Consider the following 19771-nt stretch of genomic DNA (forward strand, 5'->3'; position numbering starts at 1 on the left):
TCTTAGAAAAAAACCTTTATCTCTGGGCTGCTCCGATATATACGCTTTTGCCTTCGCCGTAGTAGCTCTCGTACACATGTTCAAAGAGCGTCGCGCATTTCGCCTGATATAAATCTTTCGAATAGGCCCGAGGCAGACCATCATCAAGCACATCCTCGATCTGTATGCGCACCTGTGCGCGGGTGGCTGAGCGGGTTCTCCAGTCCAGCACAAGTAAGGCCTTCAGTCTCTCCAGCAACATCCTCGCGACTTTCTTGACCTCCTCGCGCTCTTCAGTTGCCAGCTCCGGCCCCGGCCTTGTAAGTATGTCGAAGATGGTCAGCTCTTCATCAGTCAGGTGCTCGCGTACATGGCGCGTCTGTTCTTCGCTGAGAATCTGTGACATTGCGAGCAGTTCACGGAAGATCTCCTCGATGTTTCGACTGCCATTGTTGTAACTCTCAATGAGTTCCTGAAACTTCGTCAGATAGTCTGTTCTGGTGCGGTTCAGTCTTACCATCCGTTCAAGCTGGGCCCGAACTGCAGACTTCAGTCTTTCCACATCAGTATTAGTCGGGGCTGTCCGTTCAAAACGTTTCCGGAGGGCCTCAAAGTCGATAAGGGAAAGATTAACCGCACCAATATAGGGCGCTGATTGTTCGCTAATGCGGAATGGATCAGATGCTATCGATTCATCAAGAAGCACCTTAATACCCTGCATAACCGCTGAAATGTCCGGCGGCTCAGTAGTACCGCGGACAACCTCGGCAATTGCACGCAAGCATGCGCATCGTGATGAAAATTCAAAAGCAACAGGATCGGGCTTTACTGCACGATACAATCCATTCACCAGCCCTTCCTTTGCAAGAAACTCCCTGCGAAGATACTCCGGAGCCATGAAACGGTCTGCTGCTTGAGCAATGGCTCCTGCCTGCTCGAAATTGACAGCAGGTATTGTTTCGATGTTTGTAAGATTTACACCATGATCTGCGCAGAAGTCTGTTGCCTCAGCCAGTGCAGTGCGGAGCTCTGCAACCAACTCTTTCTTGTCCCGCACCGGCATTGCGCCGCCCTGACCTTTTCCATAGATCGCCAGCGCCCTTTCGAGGGAAGCAAACACATTGGCATAGTCAACGATCATACCGCTCTTCTTTTCAGGAAAGACCCTGTTTGCGCGCGCAATCGCCTGCATCAGGGAATGGTTGCGCATGGGCTTGTCGAGGTAGATGGTAGAACAGCTCGGCGCATCAAAGCCGGTCAGCCACATGGCGCAGACAAATACCAGACTCAAGGGGTCAGCCGGGTCTTTAAACTTTTCGTCAAGCGGCTCGTCATTCATGCGCTTCCGGTGCGACACGATATCAAGGCCGAGATTTTTCATCTGCTCGATCTCATTCTGTCCCGGAGAGACGACTACCGCCATATCTGCAGTTGTCAGCACCTTCAGCCGGTCCTCCAACTCCCGGCGTCGCTCATCCGGCAGGCCTGCAGCAGCAAGCTCCTTCTCGATCCGCGCTCGATCTTCCTGCCAATATTTTCTGACCTTGTCATACATGCGCAATGCCGTGGCTTTATCAATAGAAACGACCATGGCCTTGCCCTGAAAACCCCTGCCTAAAAAATGCTGCACTATGTCCTTTGCAATCACCTCAAGACGCTCGTCGCGGGTAATAAGGTGATACTGCCTGCCGAGTTCCCGCTCCAGCCTCTTTTCAGCATCTTCGCTCAGTTCCGCAGCTTCGACCAGTTCGTAGATATCATCGTTAAGGTTCGGGTTATCCAGATGCAGTTCCGGTGTCCGGTTCTCATAGAAGAGCGGAACCGTGGCACCGTCATCAACAGACTGCTGAAAGTCATAGATAGAGACATAATCGCCGAATACCTCGCGCGTCCGCTCTTCCCCTGCGATAAGCGGCGTGCCGGTAAAGGCAAGGAAAAGCGCATTCGGCAGGGCGGTCCGCATATTGAGCGCCAGAGTGTCGTACTGGCTCCGGTGCGCCTCGTCAGTCAGCACGATCACATCGCGCCTGTCGCAGAGGACTTCAGCTGTCTGGAACTTATGGATAAGCGTGAAGACGTACCGGTGGTTTTCGGCCAATAACTGCCTGAGATGCGCGCCGCTTTCTGCATGGCAGACCTTGCTTTCTGTCTCGCTCACAGCTCCGCAGGCCTTGAAGGTCCTTGCGATCTGATCATCAAGCTCTGTGCGGTCGGTGATAACAACAAAGGTCCAGTTCCCCGGCACCTTGCGCATGATCTTCTGCGCGAAAAAGACCATCGAAAAACTCTTGCCAGCACCCTGCGTCTGCCAGAACACACCGCCCCGGCCATGACCCTCCTGCCTTGCATTGAGCGCTGCGGTTATGGCGTTGTTCACGCCAAGCACCTGATGGTTCTGTGCCAGCACCTTTACCAGCCCTGCCTTATGTTCGGAAAAGAGTGTGAAGTTCTCAACAATATCTATCAGGCGTGCAGGTTCACAGGTGCCGCGAATCATAACGTCAAGCGATATCCGGCGCGGCTCGTCTTCCCGTTCGATCCGTTTCCACTCGAAGAACCGGTTCCAGTCAGCGGTGAGCGATCCGACGCGGCTGTCAGTTCCGTTCGAGGCGATCATAAAGGCGTTATACCAGAAGAGCGCGGGGATACCATTCTGCAGGTGCTTATAACTGGTTAGGTTTTCGTCAAAGGCCTGTTTGGCCGGAACGCTCGGCTTCTTCAGCTCGATAACAACAATAGGCAGACCGTTCAAATACCCGATCAGATCAGGCCTACAGGTATAGAGCGGGCCGGTAATGGTCATCTGACTCACAAGCAGAAAGTCGTTCTCTTTCGGGTTGTCCCAGTTCACGACCTGCACGCGCTCGATCTTCTGTCCTCCGCTTTGATTCCCTCGCCCGCTGGGAGAGGGTTGGGGTGAGGGTCCGTGATCAGGAACCGAAACCTTGATCCCGTCCTTGAGCAGCTCCCATACTTCACGGCTCGCTGCAGCAGGACTCATGGCTGAGCGGTCACGGGATATCTCGTCAATTGCCGCTAAAATCGCCTCAGGCTGGAGTGTTGGGTTCAGCTTTTCGAGTGTCGACCGCAGGCGGGGAAGAAGGATTACTTCGCTTTTTGTTTCACGTCCCAACGCTACGCGTCCCTCACCCGCTCCCTCTCCCAGAGGTAGAGGGCCATCACTTTTCACTCCCTCGCCCTTGAGGGGAGAGGGCTGGGGTGAGGGTGTAATGAAAACCTCTTCCATCGCCGACACTGTCTGCCAGCCAAGCTCAGCAAAGAGCTGGATCGCAGGCTGCTCGACAAGGTGGTTTTCAGTGTAGGAATGCGGCATTAAAAGTAGTCCTTATGTCCGCTAAAATGTCCACTTTTTATTTTCGTATTTTTTATTAATATCAAGATATTAGCGTTAATAAGCTGAATATTTGTCATGAAAAATGTCCACTAATTTGTCCAGTTGTATTGCCTATACAATATTGTGAAAGTGTTGGGTAGGTTTTGACGGTTATTAGGATGCGTTCTTTTGGCATGTCACCGTCATAGGTGCTGCGCAAGACTGGAACTGTCCAGCCGCTCTATGGCATTAGAAACCCGCTGCCGGTGGCACATTGAGGGTTTCTCTTCATAGCAGGTGAGCGCCACGCGGTGCCCCTCATGCTCGATCCAGTTCCTGATCTTTTGAAGCGCTGCAGCCTGTTGCGGCAGGCAGGCCTGTTCATATCGTTCAAACAGTGCCTCGTAGTCAGCCTGAGTTTCGAGCTTGCCCCGTTCGGAAGATGCTATGCCAAGCTCCGGCAGATGCTCATAACGTATACCCACGCCCTCGCATGCCTTGCTCAGCGAACCCTTTGAGAAGCCATATTTCCGACTAAGCGGATTTCTGCGTACGTCACACAGCAAAGTAACGGATGCCTTGAGCAACTGATTTAAATATCTTTCCAGTGTCTTACCCTCATATCCTATTGTCAGGAGGCTGGGGTCAAGGTGCGCTGGGCGTGCAGCATCAACCTGCTCACGCACAGCAGGATCGGTCAAGACTCTATCAACAATTTCGCTGCGTGTTGCATAGTAGGGATAGCGGCGATAGACCTCTGCGATAAGTTCATCGCCGTGCAGTGCAGAGTGCTGAGTGCAGAACTCTGTTACTGCTTTCTGATCAACAGGTTTATGTCGAGCTTCTGCCTGACCTGCCTCTGTAAGTTTCCAGTTTTTGTCGTCGTTCACAAGCAGACCAGCTTCGATCATCTTGCGCTTGTCTGCATAGGAAGTGAACGAAAAAGCGCCGAAGTGGTATGGCACAAACTCATAGCTGGGTGTTTCTTCATGCTCCATGGTGTAAAGAAAAAGCAGTTTCTGGAAGTCTGTACCGCTCACCTTCTGCCCAAGGGTATCAAGCAGCGTTAATAATAGTCTCCGACGGTTAAATAGCATAATTAATGATACCTTACGCTTGACGTCATAACAAATAAATTCAGCCCAGAGGCAGTAATCTGATCGGGCTGCCAGCCAAGGTTGGCGAAAAGGCCTATGGTGGGCTGCTCGACAAGCTGGTCTTCAGTGTAGGCGTGTGTCATGGGTCAGCTCGTCGTACCGAGCGAAAGATGAGGGATTTTTCTTTCATTCGCAGTGATGGTGTTGGCAAATGAGAGTATAGGCGCAGGGATCTCATCTGAATACTTACGAAATGCAGTGTTATAGAAATTCCGTAGAATGAAACCTCCGAAAGTTAACGGAGTAACTGGTGAGCACAAGGGAATACGACAATTCTTATATTGGCCTAGTGTAAGGTGCGAACGGGGATGATGGATTTCCACAAACTTTGCATCATCATTACTAAAATCGAAGCGGATTGGAAACGGCACAATGTTCCTTGCGATAATGTCAGCGTAGACCTCGTCCAGAAGATAGACTTCGGGATCATTTTGGAAATGCTCCAAGTCTGGCGAAGGGAAATAGGAAAGCACATGCTCGCGTATGTCGCCATTACAAAACCTATACTGAAGCGTCACAAGTGCGCCATCAAGCATCTTTAAATTGAAGCATCGTGCTTGCTCCAGTTCGGCATAAATATCACGGTAGGCGATGTTCTTCAGCGCTGTCGTCATGCGATCCGATCCATTGACCGTTATCTCAAAATCCCGATCGATTTGTCCATGAGTAGAGGGGAAGTTCTGATCATTCGAAAGACTCAGGCCTACCATCGTCTCTGTCAATTGCGCTAACTGTTGCAGCGTTTCTCTGGAGTTCATCTCGATCGCCTTTTAGGTTTTTTATCAAGGAGCTTTTGCAACTTACTAATGACGTCGGCCGGATAATCTTCAATAAACGTATCGCCTGATTCCAACGACTCAATGATATCAAGCATGTTACTTTGTTTCTTCGCAAATCTTTCCTTTTCCTCCTTCGACATATCACGATTCACGATTGTCATCTTCTGTCGCTCCGGCTCTGTCGGGTATTTGAATCGTAACTCGAAACCGGCCTGTCGAATCATCATGAATTCAGCCTGCAACGCCTCCATGGCTTGCCCATAGCCAAGAACACGCACCCATGCTTTGCTGCGGGTGATAGCGGTAAAAAGCCGATTGCGAACACGAGCGCGATCTCTCGGCAGCAACGCAGTGAAACAATCCTGCGCGTTAATAACATACACCATTGCGGCCTCATTTCCCTTTGCGCGGAAGATGCCAGTGAAAGTTACTGTGCCAGGCTCTGAAAAGATATCTACAGATGTGGTGACCCCTGCCAAGTTGGAATTGATCCCCTTCTGAAGGAGGAGCTTTCTTGGTTCGGCCACAGCTTCTCTCGTAGTTAGCGGATTGGGATTGATGACAACAATATCATCCGGCAGGAGTTCATCTGTCCTGAGGTTTTGCTCAATAGCCTTTGCGAGCCATGCTGTTTGTTCGGCTTCTGACTTGAAAGTTTCAAACGCAATTAAATCTTCAATCGGCGAGTGACTTGCCAAAAAAGCCGGGCTCGCCTTTGATGTGCGAACCATTGTGACCATCTGGCCGTCCTCAAGCTCTCCATCTTTGACAGTGTAGCCGATATCCAGCCACAGGCTTTTGTTCTCAAATATCTGCACGAGTCCCTCGCTGCGATATACTCCAAATCCGAGTGCATGTGCAGTTGACAGCACTGGACCGGAATTTCGGTAGCAGACGTCCAAAACAATGTCCTGTTTAGGTTTGCCCGGCTCTTCAGGTTGCAAAACGACACGAGGAGTTCCATCCGGGTTCTTGCCAAAAATATCTTCGACTGGTGGCAGTGATCTTTTCCCAAGGTTCTGCAATTCGTCATATGCGAATACAAGTCGCTTTGGATTCTTCAAATACTCGTAGCACAGGAGAAGGAAATTCGATGCGAAATCTTGCGCCTCGTCTACAAGGATAACGTCATACTTCGGAACGAAGCCTTTCACGGAAGAGAGGGCGAGATCGCAGGCCCCCTCAAACTGCCGGTCAGGGCCAAATTGCCGGGCGGAACCGAAATCAAGGTATTCCACACCGTGATCACGGCAAAACTCATAGTAAATTCCTGTTCGGTCTTTGCCCCCGGGTGCGCCCCAAGCGTTCAGTATTCTTACTTTCTCCCAATCCGGCTCTTCGTTTGTCTGTTCAAAAACAAACATAGTTATGAGCTGTTCAAACTGCTTTTTAAGCGAGCGTGTGTTAAACGTGACTGCAATCAGCCAATCGGGATGACTTGCATGCAAATAAGCAACTTTTAGTGCCAGTACGATTGTCTTGCCCGAACCGGCCAAACCTCGGATCCGCTGTACCCCATCAGAAGTTTCCACGACGGCTGCACTTTGTTGGGTATCGAGATTAGCGATTGAGTCCTCGAGCGACTTGATTATCGCTCCCTTGGAAGTAGTGCTACGCAGTTCTCTTCTCTTTCTTCCGCGGCGAAGAGTGGAAATGGCCTGAATGACAGCAACCAATGACTCGAACACGCTTGGATCGCTATCCTCAAGCGAATCCAAAGTCCCCAACAGTGATTCTCCGTTGCAGATCGGGTGTTCTTCGTCAGCCTGATTAAGTTGCGCCACCGCTGGTGCAAACGTGATTGTATGAATTTTCACCAAGAGTTGCCGTTTCCGAATCAGAGACTGATGCTGAAGCAATTTAGCCTGCATCTTATTGAAGGCTTCATCTTGTGCCGCCCCATATTCTTCAAGAAGTCTGCCCTCGATAAGATTGAATAACACCAAGCCTTTTGATGCAGATACAAAAAGGGCATCAATAGGAAAGGATCCCTCAGAAGTTCCGATAATAGGGTAGCCGATATAGAGCGTCCCGTTGAGCTCTCGCTGAGCGGCCAGCAGCGTAGCCAGTTGCTTACTCGACACTGGTTTGTCCGTGCTACCCCAAACAGTGTTAATCATATATCAGCACCTCCGAGATTATTGAAAATATTTACCTCCCCCGACAGCAACCGCGGCAGCAACAGATCGCGGGTGCTGCGGAGATTAGCAGTCTGCGTTGAAAGCACAGCTATTTCTTCATGCAATGGCGTTAGGTGGCTCTCTGCAGAACAAATAACTGACTCAGTCGGGCAGATTAATTGGATGTTTTGCATGTCATCGCGCGTAACCGCAGCAAATATTGCACCGTTTCCTATCGTGTCTTCTTCTTGAAATCTGTCACATAACTGCTCCCACAGGAAAGTCTGATGGCCGTCCTTGTGGCGAATTGCCGAAAGGCCACGACCAAGGATCATTTTCTTTTCAGCTATATTCATACGCCCGACAGGAGCACGAACACTGAAAAGTATATCGCCCGGTTCGGCAATGCGTCCCTCGACTGAGCAATAGAGTCGATCAGTCGGGAACCTGTCGCCAAAGTTAGTTACGCCCTGATGGAACGGCAAACCCTCGCCGATTTTATTGTAGTACTCTGATTTTGGTGACTGTCCCATTGTAAGGTGACAAACATCATTGAGCTGCTTGACCTCCCACCCTTTCGGAATCTTGCCAAGAGGCGAATCGACGAGAGGGATTTTTTCATGGTCGGGGAAGCGAAAGAGGACGAACCACTCGCGGTAGAGGGCGCGGGCCATTTCCTCCAGAATCTTTATCCGCCGCAGGTTGTTTTCGATCAGCTCGTCATAGGCAGACAGGATACCCGCGATGCGCCGCTGCACGGGGAGAGGAGGAACTTTAATCTCTGTATCGTTGAGAATCGTCAGTGTCAAAAACTTAGTTGCCGCCCCCGTCGAGACACTACGAAACTCTGAAAGCTTAGGGCGGAGCGTATAGTAGAGAAATCTGGTTGTCAGTTGATTGGGGTCGCGAGGCGTCACCACATACGTTCGCTGATAAGCATCGAACTTCCCGTGGAAATACTTCAGCGGGTAAATTCCGTTAGCGTTGTTCCCGGCCAACAGCACGCACTCAGTATCGAAGCTGAAAGTATTTGTCCGCAGAGTCTCCTGGGAGCAGGTGAAGAAAGGGTAGTCCCCGTTGGGCACAGCGGCATTTGAGTCGAGCTTGCCTGTTTTGAAAGCAACAACCTCTCCGAGCTTAGCAGTTCGCCACTCGCTCACCATCCCCCCGCCTCCAGCATCTCCGCCAGGCTTCATTTCTTCCCACCCTTCTTCTTCGCCTTGGGCTGTGTCGGCAGATGCATGATCGCCTTCTCAAACTCCCCGCCGTCCGCGTCGGCCTGTTGGATGCGCTGGAGGTTGAACTTGTCATATTCCGACTCGGCCAGTTCCTTCGCCATTTCGTGCGAAATCTTTCCGGCATGAGTAAGAATATCGCGATCGTTAATGGTCAGAAAACCGTGGAGCTTGGCGAGCCAGTCGCGCATATGCATGGGCACGCGGCGCATTGCCTGGCCTTCGGCAAAGACCAGATATTGCTCGACAAGATTGTTCAATGCCGCCAGTTCCGGCTCATTCAGATAATTCTTGGCAATGGCAACATCCTCCTTGCGTACCTTGACGCCGCGCCAAGTGGTCAGCCCCATGTTGGGTTTGGCGCTATCGGCACGGGTGTGGATAATCTCCGCCGCAGTCTGGCCGGTGATGGCCCAGTGCATCTTGTTCTGTACGGTCTGGAAGAACTCGATGCTCTCCTGCTGGGTGGGGTCGTAGTCAATGCTGGTTGCGTAGATATCGGTGATCTTCTGGTAAAAGCGCCTCTCGGAGGTGCGGATATCCTGTATCCGCCGAAGCAGTTCGTCAAAATAGTCGAAAGGACGATCAGGGTTCTTGAGGCGTTCGTCATCGAGGACGAAGCCTTTGACGATAAACTCGCGCAGCTGCTGTGTGGCCCAGATGCGAAAGCGGGTGGCAACAGCGCTTTTGACCCGGTAGCCGACGGAGATGATGGCGTCGAGGTTGTAATGTTTTGTGGCGTAGTTTTTACCGTCAACGGCAGTTATTAAGAATTCCTTAATAACTGAATCCGCCTGTAATTCTCCTTCGGCAAGCACGTTGCGCAGGTGCATGCTGATATTGGGTATGGTCGTCTGAAAAAGTTTTGCTATATGCGCCTGGGTTAGCCAGACAGTTTCGTTTTCCAGGCGGACTTCGAGCTTTGTCCGCCCATCCTCGGCCACGTACACAAGGAATTGGCCTTTGGCAGGTAGCTTGCTCTGATCTGAATCACTCATCGTTCATCTCCGGGTATCGGAATCATGACTCTAAAATCTCCGCCACATTCCTTGCAATGGTAGCTTCCAGTTCCCGCGCCTGGGCGTTCAGAACTTCCAACTCTTCATTCAGCGTCTCCAGCTTCTCCTTGAAATCCTCATCACTCACTACCTCGCCCGGAGCAACGCCGACGTAACGGCCGGGATTCAATGACCAGCCCTGCGCTTCGATCTCTTTCAGCGTAGCGACCTTGCAAAGGCCGGGGATATCGCGATACTGGAGATACCCCTCACCCCCGCCCTCTCCCCCAAGGGGCGAGGGGGTTACTTTCTTGGCGGCCCCCTTTTTCAAAGTGGGCGAACCAAACACTTCTTCAAGTTTTGCTTTTGCCTCATCTCCACCGAGGGTGAAGTCAGGCTCTTCTCCGCGATAGAGTCTTACAATGTTGGCAAGGAAACCGATCTGAACATCTGCCCAGTCCCGATGTGCGCGGTCTATCTGCCGGTAGATATGTCTGGCATCTATGAACAGCACGGTATCGCAACCCCTCACCCCAGCCCTCTCCCCCAAAGGGCGAGGGGGCAAATTCTTCTTGCCGCGGTCGAAGAACCAAAGCGTGCAGGGGAGTGTGACGGTATAAAACAGATTCAGCCCGACAGCGACCATTACATCAACCGCGTTGTCATCAAGAAGCTTGCGTCTTAAATCCTGCTCAGACGAGCGGGCGTCTGAGGCTGAGTTGGCCATCACAAAACCTGCACGGCCCTTTTCATTCAGCGCAGAATAGAAGAGCTGAATCCAGAGATAGTTTGCATTATCAGTCCGGGGCAGACCAAAGGGATACCTGCGGCCTTTGCCGACCTCTGCCTCAAGCCTCTCCTTATCCACTGCGTTGACATTGAACGGAGGATTGGCAAGGAGAAAGTCGAACCGGCCAGTGGACTGGTGCAGGTCGTCATAATAGGTGATCGCCTCGCGGATGTCGCCTTCAAGCCCGTGCATGGCAAGGTTCATGCGGCAGAGCGCAATGGTCGCAGCAACCTTTTCCTGGCCGTGTATGGATAATTCTGAGGAAGGGTTCTTCTTATGCTCGGCAACAAAGCGCGCACTCTGCACGAACATGCCGCCTGAGCCGCAGGCAGGATCGAGTATGCGGCCATGATAGGGCTCGATGATCTCGACAAGAAGCCGGACAATGCTTGCCGGTGTGTAGAACTCGCCGCCCTTCTGTCCCTCTGTCCTGGCGAACTCGCCTAAGAAATATTCATATATTCTGCCAAAGGCGTCGTAGTCAATAGTTGCCGGGATTTCCGAGACTTTTTTGAGCAGTTCCTTGAGCAGTGTTCCTGAAAATATCTCATACGTCTTCGGCAGGACGCCTGCAAGCTGGGGGTTGTGCTTCTCGATGTCCCGCATAGCCTCGTTGATCGTCTTGCCGATATTGCCGCCTTCAGGAAGAGACAGGAGGGAATCGAACCGGGCGTTCGGCGTGAGATAGATCACACCTTCTGCATGATAGGCTGCAGGCTCGTCAATGCGTGAGGTGGACCGCCGCGATGATTGGCCTGCCTTTTCGAGTTTGCTGCGCAGGACATTGAAACGGACTTCGGCAAAACGCAGGAAGATCAGGCCTAAAACAGGGGCTGAGTATTGAGCAGAGGTAAGGCCGGAGTTGGCCCGAAACTGGTCCGCCGCATCCCAGAGCTTTTTTTCGAGTGTGTCTGTGGCAGTATCCTTTTCAGACGGCGCGACCCACTGCATCTATGCGCATCTCCACTGTTTGGAAGAGTAAATCAGATCGTTTTGCAAAGCGCCTGTAACCCCCTGTTTGTCCCCTTATGGTCTGACTAAAGATAACAGCACTATTTTAGTGAGCAACAGCCTATTTTACAAGAACAATGCTCTCTTCCAAAGAGTCTGGCTGGACTTCCTATTCTTTCTCAGGAGACATCAGTTCCCGGAAATCATGGATCGCGGGGAAGTGGGGGGAATGGCCTTTCTCAGCCTTTGAGCTGGCATAGGCCTTATAAAGAATGTATTTGATGCCGTACTGCTTTGCCGTCTTCAGGACCGCCTCGGTGTCATCAATAAAAAGGGTCTTTTCCTTGTCGAACTTGAGCCGCTTCTGGACCTTTTCCCAGAACCCGATCTCTTCCTTGGCATACCCCATCTCGAACGAAGTGACTGCTGCATCAAAATACTTGCCGATCTCTGTCTTTTTCAGCTTGATCTCAAGCACCTTGTAATGGGCATTGGTCACCAGAAATACTTTTTTCTTCTGCTGCCTCAGCATCTGCAAAAACTCCTCAACATGGGGATGCACCTCGATCAGGTGGCGCATCTGCTCCTTCAGCGCCGGGATGTCTATATCCACCTCCCGGGACCAGAAGTCAATGTCAGTCCAGTTCAGGGTGCCTTCGTGCATTTTGTATCTGGCAAGGAGTTCTTCCTTTGCCATGCCAAAGGTGATCTTCTTTTTCTCTGCATATCTTTCCGGCAGGAGGTGCTCCCAGAAATAGTCGTCGAAATACTTGTCAAGGAGGGTGCCGTCCATATCCAGAAGGACATACTTGATCTCATGAAGAGGGATGAGGGGCTTCAACAACTATGCTCCCTGTGACGTGGTCGAATCATGAGCAGCGTCAGATCAACTTCGCGAGCCTTTCTTCAACGGCTTTTCTGGCCACCCGAAAGCCCTCTGTGCGCAGGCTCTGCAAGGTCTTGTTTGAGGCAAGACCCTTCAGGAAACGTTCTCTTTTTTTCGCGTCACTTATGCCGGCCAAAGCCCTCTTTCTCATGCCCCTTACAAAACAAAGGTATTCTCCGATCTCCTGGCCATAGATCTTTTCCAGTTCCTGCCGAATGGTCCTGGAAAAAGCAGGGCTTATTCCTCCTGTTGAGATCGCGATCGTCAAGGGCCCGCGCTTAATGACCGAAGGCGCAATAAAGGAACACTCTTTCGGGACATCAACGACATTGACCAGGGCCGGCGCATCAGCAGCAACCCGCGTGTTTACCGAGGGATCATCGGTTGCAGCAACAACGAGCACACTCCCCTTGAGGTCACCCTTCCGGTAAGAACGATTTATATGCGTCAGGTGTTTCTTCTCTTTTTCTTTGCGGAGTCTGGCAGTTATTGAAGGGCTGACAACAGTCACTGCAGCGCCTGCCTTCAGGAGCGAGAGGATCTTTCGTTCGGCTATGGTGCCGCCCCCCACAACAACCGTTTTTTTTCCCTGGAGATTGAGAAACGCAGGATAATAGTTCACAAAAGGCAGGATGAGACTACTTCTTCTTCTCGTCTTTTGTCAGGGAGCCGAGCTCTTTTTTTGCTTCCTTTGACAAAGGACTGTTCGGATATTTTTCAATAAGACGGTTCAGGAGCGACTCGGCTTTTTCCTTCTGACCTGCCCCTCTATATGCCATGCCGAGCTTCAGCAGGACCGTATCTTCTTTCTTGTAGTCAGGGAATTTCTTCATCAGGGTCTCAAAACGGTCAATGGCAGCGCTGTAGGATTTCTTGTTCAGATAATAATCTCCCACCAGATACTCATAGTCGGCCATTATTGTCCTGCACTTCTCGATCCGTATATCGATAAGGTCCTTATACGGATTCCGCGGAAAATCCTTTTTCAGTTTCTCGAATTCGGCAAGGGCCTTTGCAGCACCGCCATACCCTCTCTCAGGGCCTTCGATCTGGCCGAAATAGACCATGGCAACCTGGTACTGGGCATACGCTGCATGCTGGTGGTCAGGATAGATCTCAAGGAACCGGCGGTACTCGGCAACTGCCAGCTCAGGTTCGCTATCCTTGGCATAGGCATCTGCTATCCTGAGCTGCGCAAGAGGGGCATATTTCTTGGTAAGGTCCCTGTTTTTTATTTCGAGGAGCAGCGCCCTGGCCTGTTCATAGTCTTTGCTTTCAATAAGTTTATTTGCCTTCTCAAACGAAAGTTCAGCATTAAATTCCTCATTGGCAGCAGGCTTCACCGCAGACTTCGAGCAGGCGAAAAGAAGCAGAAGCAGGGACAGAGCTGAAAGTATTCTTATTATTTTCATGAAGTTATTAAAGCTGTACCCATAAAGCGAAGTCAAGGCAAGCCCGGAATCCGTTGCCTTGCCAAAGCGGTTTCACGAGTGCTATCGTTATGGGTGAATCTTTTGCATTTCCAGAAGCCGGGCAGATATATAAACAGCGAGTACAACTCTGTCCATAAAAATGCCCCCCTGTCCATTGCCCTGGCCTTTCCGGACATTTATGATGTGGGCATGTCCCACCTCGGGCTCAGGATCCTTTATGCTGTTGTCAATGATCTTGACTATGCCTCTGCTGAACGTGTCTTTTCTCCCTGGCCTGATCTTGAAACAGCCATGCGAGAGCAGAAAGAACCGCTCTCGTCCCTTGAGTCAGGCAAACCCCTGCATGCCTTTGATATCGTCGGCTTCAGCCTTCAGTATGAGCTTGCCTTTACCACGGTCCTGAATATGATCGATCTTGGCAATATGCCCCTGACAACTGAAGAACGCTTAGCACGCAAGGATCTTCCTCTGATCATTGCAGGAGGGCCCTGCACGGTAAATCCCTATCCCATGTCTCCTTTTATTGATGCCTTTCTCATCGGTGACGGCGAGGAAGCGGTCAGGGAGATCCTTTCGGTCTTTCACCACTGGAAGACCGGCGGCTCAGGCGAAAAACTCGGTCTGCTGAAAGCCCTTGCCAGGATAGAAGGCGTCTTTGTGCCTCTTTTCGGCAAAGACAGAATGGTGAACCGCCGGTACATTGATTCCCTTGATAATGCTCCTTTTCCGGCTGAGCCTGTTGTGCCTTTTACGAATATCGTCCATGACAGGATCAATATCGAGATCTCCCGGGGCTGCACCATGGGCTGCAGGTTCTGCCAGGCAGGCATGATCTATCGGCCTGTGCGCGAACGGTCACCGGAAAAGGTGCTGGCGATCGCCGGGCAGTCGCTGAAGTCAACGGGATATGACACGGTCTCCTTTACTTCCCTGAGCTCGGGCGATTACTCATGTCTGGGTCCTCTCATGAAGGAGTTCAACCGGCGGTTCTCTTCTGAGCGGGTTTCCCTCTCCCTGCCGTCACTGCGCGTCGGCTCGGTAAATGACGAGATGCTCAAAGAGCTCCGTGCTGTGCGCAAGTCCGGTTTTACGATCGCTCCTGAGGCCGGCACAGACAGGCTGCGGGCGGTCATCAACAAGGATTTCACGAGCGATATGTATGCACAGGCGCTCGAAAAACTTTTCAGGGCAGGATGGCAGAGCCTCAAGCTCTATTTCATGATAGGCCTGCCGACCGAGACTGATGAGGACATCACTGCCATCCCTGAGATGGTCTGGCAGGCGATCAATACCTCAAAAAGGCTGACCAATAGACGCGCCACGCTCAGTGTCGGTGTTTCTCCCTTTGTGCCGAAGCCGCATACGCCGTTTCAATGGTATGGACAGAACAGCCTTGAGCTTATCATCGAAAAGAACCGGTACCTGAAGGGAGCTCTTCTGAGAAAAGGCATCCAGTTCAGAGGGCATGATCCTGAGATGTCCGTGCTTGAGGCAGCCTTCGCACGCGGCGACGAAACCCTTGCACGACTCATTGAAGAAGCCTGGCGTCTCGGTTGCAGGCTCGATGCCTGGACAGAATATTTTGATATGGCCAAATGGAAACAGGCTATGGAGAACACCGGGATTAATGCTGCTGATTATGCTGAACGCACCATTGATCCTGAGGCAGCACTTCCCTGGGACAACATCAATATCGGCGTCACCAAAAAATTTCTCTGGAAGGAATACCAGACTGCTTTAGCCGCCCAATTCACCTCTGACTGCAGAAAGGTCTGCCATGCCTGCGGCCTGAAATGCAGGCCTGAGGATATGGCGCAGGAGACCGCTGCTGACCTGTCCATCACAGCAGATAAAGAAACAAAAAAGTCCTTTCCTGTTGCAGGCGTATCCATGAAAGTGAGGCTCCAGTATGCCAAGACCGGAAGGCTGCGATATCTTTCTCATCTTGAGACAACGACAGCCCTGCTGCGCGGCATGAGACGGTCAGGGTTTCCGTTCAAATATACCGAGGGATTTCATCCCGGACCAAAGACATCGTTCGGGCCTGCGCTCAGCGTCGGCACAGCAGGCCTGAAAGAATATCTCGACATGGAGCTGATCCCGCCTTTCGATATAGCAACAGGGCTCCTGCTGCTGCAGGGAAATCTTCCCCGGGGCCTTCAGGCCCTGACCATGAAAGCGATAGACAAAGGTGAAAAATCCCTGACAGGGTTTGTAGTAAGATATACCTATGAGATCATTGGTAAAAAGGGGCTTTCCCTTGATGCCTATCTCGAAAACAGGGATATGCCCGTGCAGAGAAAACAGAACTCATTCCGCATATCTGATATGGTCGAGGAAGCTGTTACAACAGGGGATACGTCTGCCCGCATCACCGTAAAGGACCTTGGAGATATAAAGGTGAGGCTTGATGAACTCCTCCCTCTGATCTTCGGCAAGCCTGCTGATGACCTTGAGATCACCAGGATTGCCATGTACGGCTGGGACAACGGCTGGAAAGAACCACTGGAGGATTAGACTATGGGCATGGAACTTCTGATCAATATAACGCACGGCGAGACACGGGTCGCCCTTCTGGAGAGCGGTCAGGTCATTGAGTTCTATGTCGAACGCAGGCGCGATACAAGCTTTGTCGGCAACATATATAAAGGGAAGGTTGTCAAGATCCTGCCGGGCATGCAGTCAGCCTTTGTTGACATCGGCCTTGAAAAGGCCGCTTTTCTCTATGTGGCTGATATCCAGACAGATGCAGATGAATATGCCCCGATGTTCGAGGAGAAGGACTCCTCAACAGATCTCTTCCCCAGAAGGTCCCGTGCCGAGACTCCCATTGATGAAGTGCTCCAGGACGGTCAGGAGCTTCTGGTCCAGGTCTCGAAAGACCCCATCGGCAGCAAGGGTGCGCGGGCGACATCCTATATAACACTCCCCGGAAGATATCTGGTGCTGATGCCGAATGTTGAACATGTCGGCATCTCACGAAGGATCATGAGCGAAGATGAGCGTGTCCGGCTGAGTGCGATCGTTGAACGCATAAAGCCTGAAGGGTACGGCCTTATCATCCGCACGGCAAGTGAGGGCTCCCCAGAAGAGGACCTCAAAAAAGACCTTGAATTCCTCGTACTGCTCTGGGAAAACCTCCAGAGGAAAAAGGACCGTGTGCCTGCCCGCGGTCTGCTCTACAGCGATCTTGATCTGGTGATCAGATCGATCCGTGACCTGATGAGCCAGGAAGTTGAGCGCCTTGTCATAGATTCCAGGGAAGAATATGCCCGGGTGATCGAGTTCGTGAAGACCTATTTCCCCAAGCTGCTCAACAGGATCGAACTCTATGAAGAGGCAGAACCGATCTTCGACGCCTTCGGCATTGAGCTTGATATCTCACGCGCCCTGGGCCGCAGGGTCTGGCTGAAATCAGGCGGCTATATTGTCGTTGACCAGACAGAGGCAATGACCGTCATAGATGTCAACACCGGAAAATTCGTCGGCAAGGAAGGGCTCGAAGATACGATCCTGAAGACAAATCTCGAGGCAGTGAAAGAGATCGCTTACCAGATAAGGCTCCGGAACCTCGGCGGCATCATCATCATAGACTTTATCGATATGGACATTATCGAGAACAGGGAAAAGCTCTTCAATGCCTTTTCCGAGGCGATGAAAAAGGACCGGGCAAAGAATACGATCCTTCACGTCTCAGAGCTCGGCCTTATCCAGATGACCAGAAAGCGGGTCAGGGAAAGCCTGGGCAGGACGCTCTGCACTACCTGCCCTTACTGTGAAGGGAAAGGATTTATAAAATCTCCTGATACGCTTTCGTATGAGATCCTGCGCACCATAAAAAAGATGGCGCGCCACGGCAGCACCAAGATCATCATTACTGCCCATCCTCTCGTTGCCGAACTTCTCTCTGACGAGGAGATGCTGGGCATCGAGGATGTCGAAAAACAGTACGGTGCAAAGGTGATCATCAGGCCTGACAGCAAGATGCATCAGGAAAATTATGAGGTCAGCTCCCTGTGAGCCCTGAGGATCCTGAAATCCTCGACCAAAAATTATCTTCCCTCATAACGATACTGAAAGATACACCGTCTGCGCTGCTCGCCTTTTCAGGCGGTGTTGACAGCTCGTTCCTGCTCAGGGCAATGAAGATCTCGGGCGTCCCCTTTCTCGCAATAACAGGAAAATCCGAAACAGTCCCGGAAAAGGATCTGCAGCAGGCCATTGCCTTTGCCCTGCAGGAAGGTGTTCAGCACCGGGTGATCATGACCGGAGAGCTGCAGAACGAATCCTTTCTGAACAACCCTCCTGACCGGTGCTTCTTCTGCAAGCAGGACCTTTTTCAGAGAATGCAACAGATCGCAGAAGCAGAATCCTTTGATGCTCTTTTCGACGGAAGCAATGCAGATGATCTGAAGGATTTCAGGCCGGGGAGAAAGGCTGCCCGGTTGTACGGCGTGCAGAGCCCCCTTGCTGAAGCAGGGCTTTTAAAAGACGATATCAGGCTGCTTTCAAAGAAATTAGGGCTCGATACCTGGAACAGACCCTCTTCTCCCTGCCTCTCCTCACGTTTCCCCTATGGTCAGAAGATAACCCTGCCTCTCCTTCGCCGGGTCGAGCAGGCAGAGGGGTATCTAAAATCGATCGGCATCGAGGTCGTGCGCGTCAGGATCCATAATGATGTTGCCCGCATTGAAGTGCCTGAGCATGAAATGATGACCGTGCTCAAAAACCGGCAGGCTGTTGCTGAAAATTTCAGATCGTTTGGATTCAGCTTTATTTCTCTTGATCTTGAAGGCTTCACGAGCGGAAGTCTGAACCGCGTTCTGCCACAGGACCCGGCAGGAAGCTGAGAGAGAGCGCAGCAGCTCTGCTGTCTGACCACATCTTAATTGTTTATAATACCTCATGCATAAAGAAGACTTTCCTGACCTTTCACGATGCACCCTCTGCGGCAGCTGCAAGGCCACCTGTCCGACCTATGACGACAGCCTGACAGAGGGCATGAGTGCGCGTGGGCGGCTTAAGCTGGTCAAGGGTCTTATGAGCGGTGAACTGGAGCCCTCCCCTCTTCTGAGCGAGCGTCTGTACAGCTGTATTCTCTGCGGTGCATGTTCCAGCATATGCCCTCTCGGCATTGACATCCCGGAATTGATCCACAAGGGACGGACCCTGCTCAGAAATCGTGACAAGCGGAGAAGGTTCCTGAGATATCTCCTGAAATTTTCGACATTGTGGCCGGACCTGACATTCAGGATCCTCTCTATGGGCCAGGATTTTTTTATACCATTCCTCTCCAAGCGGAAAATCATACCCTTCAGTCCTGAGATCCCTGACCAGCCCTTTCATGCCATTGAACAGGTGCATAAAGTACCGAAGAAAAAAGGCAGGGTAGCAATTTTTACCGGATGCAGTGTCAATTATCTTCTCCCTCATCTCGGCGAATCCCTTATCAATGTGCTTCAATCCCTCGGTTATGAGGTCGTGCTGCCAAAAGACGAGGTCTGCTGCGGTGCCCCTCTTCGTGCGCTCGGCATGGCAGAAGAGGCTGCAGAGCTCGCACGCAAGAACCACCGCGTCTTCAGCAGGCTCAAGGTAGATGCCATACTGAGCCTCTGCCCCACCTGCACGCTGACATTGAAACATGAATATGTCACCCTGATCGGCAAGGGACTTGAAAAGGCGACCGACATCTCTGTTTTTCTGCAGGACAAACTGGAGCGGGTTGAGGCCATTGACCGTACCGTGACCTATCACGACCCCTGCCATCTTCAATACAGCCTCGGCGTGAAAAAAGAACCGCGGGATATCATCACCAGGGCCGGGCTCGGCCTTATTGAGCCCGCCACTCAGGAGTGCTGCGGTTTCGGAGGGACGTTCTGCGTCTCTTACCGGAAGATGTCCGAAAACCTGCTTTTCAAACAGTCGGCAAGTATTATGGCAACAAAGGCCTCGACCGTTGTCACGTCATGTCCGGGCTGCATGCTCCAGCTCGGCAGGACCATCACCGACAGACCGGTTATTCACCTCATAGAACTGATCGAAGAGGCGTACTGCATGAGAACGCTTTACCAGGAGCCGGTGCTTGCAAAGAAATAATAGATCAAATTTC

The 19771-nt window shown here is 51.6% G+C and carries 14 protein-coding genes; 4 read left to right on the forward strand and 10 right to left on the reverse strand.

The window, feature by feature from the left end; translation table 11 throughout:
• Nucleotides 1–16: 16 nt before the first annotated feature.
• The 10 genes from HZB62_11290 to bamD all read right to left on the reverse strand — a co-directional run bounded on the left by HZB62_11290 (nucleotide 17) and on the right by bamD (nucleotide 13641).
• Nucleotides 17–3313 (reverse strand): type I restriction endonuclease subunit R, encoded by a 3297-nt coding sequence (locus HZB62_11290; protein ID MBI5075731.1) that lies wholly within the window; start codon nucleotides 3311–3313, stop codon nucleotides 17–19.
• Nucleotides 3314–3516: 203 nt separating this feature from the next.
• Complete coding sequence (locus HZB62_11295) at nucleotides 3517–4410, reverse strand: DUF488 domain-containing protein (protein MBI5075732.1); 894 nt, start codon at nucleotides 4408–4410, stop codon at nucleotides 3517–3519.
• A 146-nt stretch (nucleotides 4411–4556) separates the two neighbouring features.
• Nucleotides 4557–5228, reverse strand: coding sequence for a DUF2290 domain-containing protein (locus HZB62_11300; protein MBI5075733.1), 672 nt, complete (start codon nucleotides 5226–5228; stop codon nucleotides 4557–4559).
• Complete coding sequence (locus HZB62_11305; GenBank protein ID MBI5075734.1) at nucleotides 5225–7369, reverse strand: ATP-binding domain-containing protein; 2145 nt, start codon at nucleotides 7367–7369, stop codon at nucleotides 5225–5227. Before HZB62_11305 ends, HZB62_11300 begins: the two co-directional genes overlap by 4 nt.
• Nucleotides 7366–8565, reverse strand: coding sequence for a restriction endonuclease subunit S (locus HZB62_11310; protein ID MBI5075735.1), 1200 nt, complete (start codon nucleotides 8563–8565; stop codon nucleotides 7366–7368). The genes HZB62_11305 and HZB62_11310 overlap by 4 nt, the downstream gene beginning before the upstream one ends.
• A complete protein-coding gene (locus tag HZB62_11315) occupies nucleotides 8562–9602 on the reverse strand; it encodes a virulence RhuM family protein (protein ID MBI5075736.1) in 1041 nt (346 codons plus the stop codon). Before HZB62_11315 ends, HZB62_11310 begins: the two co-directional genes overlap by 4 nt.
• 22 nt (nucleotides 9603–9624) lie before the next feature.
• Nucleotides 9625–11343 (reverse strand): SAM-dependent DNA methyltransferase, encoded by a 1719-nt coding sequence (locus HZB62_11320; protein ID MBI5075737.1) that lies wholly within the window; start codon nucleotides 11341–11343, stop codon nucleotides 9625–9627.
• 169 nt (nucleotides 11344–11512) lie between these two features.
• Nucleotides 11513–12136 (reverse strand): HAD-IA family hydrolase, encoded by a 624-nt coding sequence (locus HZB62_11325; protein ID MBI5075738.1) that lies wholly within the window; start codon nucleotides 12134–12136, stop codon nucleotides 11513–11515.
• A gap of 88 nt (nucleotides 12137–12224) precedes the next feature.
• Nucleotides 12225–12851, reverse strand: coding sequence for a bifunctional precorrin-2 dehydrogenase/sirohydrochlorin ferrochelatase (locus HZB62_11330; GenBank protein ID MBI5075739.1), 627 nt, complete (start codon nucleotides 12849–12851; stop codon nucleotides 12225–12227).
• Between the two features lie 16 nt (nucleotides 12852–12867).
• Nucleotides 12868–13641, reverse strand: coding sequence for an outer membrane protein assembly factor BamD (gene bamD / locus HZB62_11335; protein MBI5075740.1), 774 nt, complete (start codon nucleotides 13639–13641; stop codon nucleotides 12868–12870).
• A 102-nt stretch (nucleotides 13642–13743) separates the two neighbouring features.
• Between bamD and HZB62_11340 the strand changes: the two genes are divergently transcribed.
• The 4 genes from HZB62_11340 to HZB62_11355 are packed head-to-tail and all read left to right on the forward strand — an operon-like array spanning nucleotide 13744 to nucleotide 19758.
• The gene (locus tag HZB62_11340) at nucleotides 13744–16179 is read left to right on the forward strand and encodes a TIGR03960 family B12-binding radical SAM protein (GenBank protein MBI5075741.1); all 2436 of its coding nucleotides are present in this window, start codon (nucleotides 13744–13746) and stop codon (nucleotides 16177–16179) included.
• Nucleotides 16180–16182: 3 nt separating this feature from the next.
• Nucleotides 16183–17682 carry an Rne/Rng family ribonuclease gene (locus HZB62_11345; protein MBI5075742.1) on the forward strand — a complete coding sequence of 500 codons (1500 nt, stop codon included), beginning with the start codon at nucleotides 16183–16185 and terminating at the stop codon, nucleotides 17680–17682.
• A complete protein-coding gene (gene larE, locus HZB62_11350; GenBank protein ID MBI5075743.1) occupies nucleotides 17679–18512 on the forward strand; it encodes an ATP-dependent sacrificial sulfur transferase LarE in 834 nt (277 codons plus the stop codon). Before HZB62_11345 ends, larE begins: the two co-directional genes overlap by 4 nt.
• Nucleotides 18513–18567: 55 nt before the next feature.
• The gene (locus HZB62_11355) at nucleotides 18568–19758 is read left to right on the forward strand and encodes a (Fe-S)-binding protein (protein MBI5075744.1); all 1191 of its coding nucleotides are present in this window, start codon (nucleotides 18568–18570) and stop codon (nucleotides 19756–19758) included.
• Nucleotides 19759–19771: the final 13 nt, after the last annotated feature.

Source organism: Nitrospirota bacterium, assembly GCA_016214855.1.
In the GTDB taxonomy this organism is placed as follows: Bacteria; Nitrospirota; Thermodesulfovibrionia; order Thermodesulfovibrionales; family UBA6898; genus UBA6898.

Bases quoted from the DNA above. Each gene is read 5' to 3' on its own strand.
- HZB62_11290 (MBI5075731.1), bottom strand. From the start codon at position 3,313: ATGCCGCATTCCTACACTGAAAACCACCTTGTCGAGCAGCCTGCGATC.
- HZB62_11295 (MBI5075732.1), bottom strand. From the start codon at position 4,410: ATGCTATTTAACCGTCGGAGACTATTATTAACGCTGCTTGATACCCTT.
- HZB62_11300 (MBI5075733.1), bottom strand. From the start codon at position 5,228: ATGAACTCCAGAGAAACGCTGCAACAGTTAGCGCAATTGACAGAGACG.
- HZB62_11305 (MBI5075734.1), bottom strand. From the start codon at position 7,369: ATGATTAACACTGTTTGGGGTAGCACGGACAAACCAGTGTCGAGTAAG.
- HZB62_11310 (MBI5075735.1), bottom strand. From the start codon at position 8,565: ATGAAGCCTGGCGGAGATGCTGGAGGCGGGGGGATGGTGAGCGAGTGG.
- HZB62_11315 (MBI5075736.1), bottom strand. From the start codon at position 9,602: ATGAGTGATTCAGATCAGAGCAAGCTACCTGCCAAAGGCCAATTCCTT.
- HZB62_11320 (MBI5075737.1), bottom strand. From the start codon at position 11,343: ATGCAGTGGGTCGCGCCGTCTGAAAAGGATACTGCCACAGACACACTC.
- HZB62_11325 (MBI5075738.1), bottom strand. From the start codon at position 12,136: ATGGACGGCACCCTCCTTGACAAGTATTTCGACGACTATTTCTGGGAG.
- bamD (MBI5075740.1), bottom strand. From the start codon at position 13,641: ATGAAAATAATAAGAATACTTTCAGCTCTGTCCCTGCTTCTGCTTCTT.
- HZB62_11345 (MBI5075742.1), top strand. From the start codon at position 16,183: ATGGGCATGGAACTTCTGATCAATATAACGCACGGCGAGACACGGGTC.
- HZB62_11355 (MBI5075744.1), top strand. From the start codon at position 18,568: ATGCATAAAGAAGACTTTCCTGACCTTTCACGATGCACCCTCTGCGGC.